3 protein-coding genes and 1 pseudogene are annotated in these 3,582 nt (G+C 69.4%); 3 read left to right on the top strand and 1 reads right to left on the bottom strand.

From position 1 onward, the window contains the following. The first annotated feature begins 9 nt into the window (after positions 1-9). Both HV826_RS36085 and HV826_RS36080 read left to right on the top strand, forming a co-directional pair. Positions 10-999, top strand: coding sequence for a RimK family alpha-L-glutamate ligase (locus HV826_RS36085; protein ID WP_176421537.1), 990 nt, complete (start codon positions 10-12; stop codon positions 997-999). 165 nt (positions 1,000-1,164) lie between these two features. Further along, positions 1,165-1,836: a DsbA family protein gene (locus HV826_RS36080; RefSeq protein WP_176421536.1), complete on the top strand. Its 672-nt coding sequence runs from the start codon at positions 1,165-1,167 to the stop codon at positions 1,834-1,836. A gap of 65 nt (positions 1,837-1,901) precedes the next feature. Here the strand turns inward: HV826_RS36080 and HV826_RS36075 are convergent, their stop codons facing one another. After that, positions 1,902-2,891, bottom strand: a complete 990-nt coding sequence (locus tag HV826_RS36075) for a hypothetical protein (RefSeq protein ID WP_176421535.1) — start codon at positions 2,889-2,891, stop codon at positions 1,902-1,904. A 233-nt stretch (positions 2,892-3,124) separates the two neighbouring features. Between HV826_RS36075 and HV826_RS36070 the strand changes: the two are divergent. Further along, positions 3,125-3,582, top strand: a pseudogene (locus HV826_RS36070) (hypothetical protein); the annotation flags it as partial.

Genomic DNA, 3,582 nt, shown 5'->3' with positions numbered 1-3,582 from the left:
GCCCCGCCCATGCCCCCGCGCAAAGTGAAGCCGAAGAAGGCCCCGGTCCCGCCCGGGCCCAAGGCACCCGACCGTCCCGAGCGGGCCCCGCGGCGAGGGCCTCCGGAGAAGACGGTCGTCGTCCTGTCCCGCAAGCGCGCGCTGTACTCCACGCGGCGGCTGGTGGCCGCCATCCGCGCGCGGGGCCACCGCCCGCTGGTGCTGGACACGCTGCGTTGCTGCCTGCTGCTCGCGCAAGACGCACCGCGCATGACGTACCGCGGCGTGGAGGTGCGTGGCGTGGACGTGGTGGTGCCGCGCATCGGCGCGTCCATCACCGCCTATGGCCTGGCGGTGGTGAACCACTTCGAGCTGATGGGCGTGCCCGTCCTCAACCCGGCCACGTCCATCGCGCGCAGCCGCGACAAGCTGCGCGCGCTGCAGTTCCTGTCGCGCTCCGGGCTGGACATCCCCCGCACCGTCATGGCGCACGACCGCAGCAACGTGCGCCGGCTGGTGGAGGAGGTCAACGGGCTGCCCGTCATCATCAAGCTCATCAAGGGGACCCAGGGCGTGGGCGTGATGATTGCGCACACGCTGTCGGAGGTGCAGACCATCCTCGACACCTTCTGGGACCTGGGACAGGAAATCGTGCTCCAGGAGTTCGTCGCGGAGAGCGAGGGACGGGACGTGCGGGCCCTCGTCGTGGGAGACCGCGTGGTGGGCGCCATGCGGCGCAAGGCCAAGTCCGGCGAGTTCCGCTCCAACATCCACCGCGGCGGCGAGGGGCAGGCAATCGAGCTGACCGAGCCCTACATCGAAGCCGCCGTAAGAGCCGCGCGCGTCGTCGGGTTGGAGGTCGCGGGCGTGGACATGCTGGAGGGCCGCGCCGGGCCCCGGCTGATGGAAATCAACTCCAGCCCGGGCTTCGAGGGCCTGGAGCGCGCCACGCAGCGGGACATCGCGGGAGCCATCATCGACCACGCGCTGAAGTACGCCGAGGCGAAGCGCGCCGGGTGAGCGCGAACCCGGGTCCGCTGAGGTTGCTCGCCTGCTTTCAAGCAACCGCACAGCCGGGGCAAGGCACCTTGCATGCTCCTCAGGAACTCAGGAATGCCTTCGTGGCCCGTGTGTCCTGGGGAGTTGGCAGCGACGCGGGTGGCCCTCTAATCTGGCGGCCCTCAAATGAAAACGCTGCACAAGCCGCTGCAGATCACCGTCTACCAGGACGTGCTTTGTTCCTGGTGCTACCTCGCCGACCTGCGCCTGGACGTCTTGCGCCAGGAGCTGGGCGAAGCCGTCCGCTGGAGCGTCAGGCCGTATCCGCTGCGCGTCCATGACGTGCTGCCCACGATGCGCGAACAACGCGCGTTGGTGGAGGAGGTCGAGCGCGCACAGCGCGAACCGGACGCCGCCGCGCACATGTTGTCCACGGACCTGTGGCTCGGGGGAGATCCACCGCGCACCAGCGTGCCGGCGTTGGCGGCGCTGGAAGCGGCGCGGCTGCAGGGCCCGCAGGCGCGCGCGTTCCTCGCTCGCGCCATGCAGCGCGCGGCGCTGGAGCAGGGCGTCAACGTGTCCCGCTCGGACGTGGTGTTCGAGCTGGCCTCGCGCGTGGGCCTGGCGATGGACGAGTTCTCCGCGGCCTTCCGTTCAGAGGAGACGCGCCGCCTCATCCTCGACGAACACCAGGATGCCACCCACCGCGGCGTGCGCGGCGTGCCCACGCTCGTCATCGGCGGCCGGTGGATGCTGTGTGGCCTGCGTGAGCTGACCGAGTACCGCGAGCACATCCTCGCGTGCCTGGGCAAGGTGTCCGTGCCCCGCTCGGGTTCGCCCGAGCGCGTGGTGCACTGAAGCCCCCCACCCTTCCGGAGGCCCTGCGCGCGACCGGCGCGCGAGGCCCCGCGTGGAGGAGGGGCTCAGGCCTCTTCGGCGCCGTTGCTGAGCGCCAGGGCGAGCCCGGCCATCAGCAGCTGCAGGAAGCCCAGGGCGGGAATCACGGGCACGCAGCAGAGGAACACGCTCACCATGGCGAGCAGGCCGCCCAGCAGCATCGTTCCAATCATGGGCAGGCGCTGCCCCCGCGCGTAGACGAAGCAGCGGCGCAGCGTCTCCACGACGCCGGGCGCTTCGGTCCGGGCCAGCTCCGGCTGCATCAGGATGAGCGGCGTGAGGAGCCACCCGCCCGGGAAGATGTAGAGCGCGATGGCCACCAGCCCCATCACCGCGAGGCCCGGCACCATGGGCGTCAAGGCGGCGTCCAGCTCCGAGGCCGGCAAATCCTTCAGCGCCACCAGCTCCGACCAGGACAGGGTGCCGGTCGCCAGCCCCGCGCCCAGCGCCCCCACGACGATGAGCACCAGGAGCGGGAGCATCAGCAGGAAGGACAGGAAGACAGTGCCCAGGTACTGGGGAATCTTGCTGAACTGACTGAACATCCGCGCCAGGTCCGCGCGCCGGCCGCTGAGCACGTCCATGCACATCCGAAGGAGGCCCAGCGTCATCGCGCCCTGGATGGCGTAGGAGCCAATCATCCCGATGAAGAAGCCCAGGACGATGACGACGACGCTCTCCGTCACGCCGCTGATGACGGAGAAGAGCTGCGAGACGACCTGCCCGGCGAAGGACCCCGCCAGGAAGATGAGCACGCCGACACAGAGCATCACCCACTCGCGCTTGAACGCCTCCCAGGACACATCCATCAGCCCGGAGATGCTCCAATTCTCACGGTTCAGCGCGAAGGCCTGCCCCACGCCCTCGCGCTGACGGCAGGCCGGACACCAGGCTTGCGAGCCGCCCTCGCTGCACGCGCGGCACATGAAGTTGCCGCAGCGGGAGCAGGTGCCCACTGCTTCGAATGCCGGGTGGAGCGGACAGCTCGCGCCCGAAGTGAACTCAGTCTCCGCCATGGTGCGTCTCCCCACGCGCCGCGGCTCACCCTTCCGGGACACGCAGCGCGCACATTTCCCCCTACACCACCCAGGCGGTGTCCACCAGAGGACGAAGGGCGCTATCCTGGGACTGGCGGAGGTCTGAAGGGGGACTGCACCCGGGCGTGAATTTTCTCCACGCCCGTCCGTCTTCCTCGCGTGGCCGCAAGGTGGACGGCCCGTCCGTCCACTCCGCCCAGGAGAGTCACCACATGCGCCGCCTGCTCGCCCTCGCCGTTCCGCTCGCACTGATGATGGGCACTGGATGTGTCGCCCACGTCCACGGTCCGGCGCGTCACGCCCCGGTTCAGGTCATCGAGTACAGCTATTCGAGCGACCACCCCATCCCCGATGACTTCGGCGGCGGCTGGTGCCCGTACTCGCACGTGCACGTCCACGACTACGAGCCGACCACGACGTACTACGCCTACTCGGACAACGCGTACTACTACAGTGGCCCCTCGGTGGTCTGGTACTGGAACGACCACCCGCACGCGCACGGCGGCCTCTGCAACATGCACGGGCGGCACTCCCACGACTACTACCCGAATGGGGGCAACATCTACCGCTACGAGCGCAACCGCGGCTACGTGTGGAGCCGCACGCACAGCGCTTCCGCGGGCTACGGCTACGTGCGCCCCTCGACACGCCCCAACGCCCTGTCTCTTAT

It is taken from the genome of Myxococcus sp. AM010, assembly GCF_013372585.1.
Classification (GTDB): Bacteria; Myxococcota; Myxococcia; order Myxococcales; family Myxococcaceae; genus Myxococcus; species Myxococcus vastator.
This window is presented reverse-complemented; position numbering and strand designations above follow the sequence as displayed.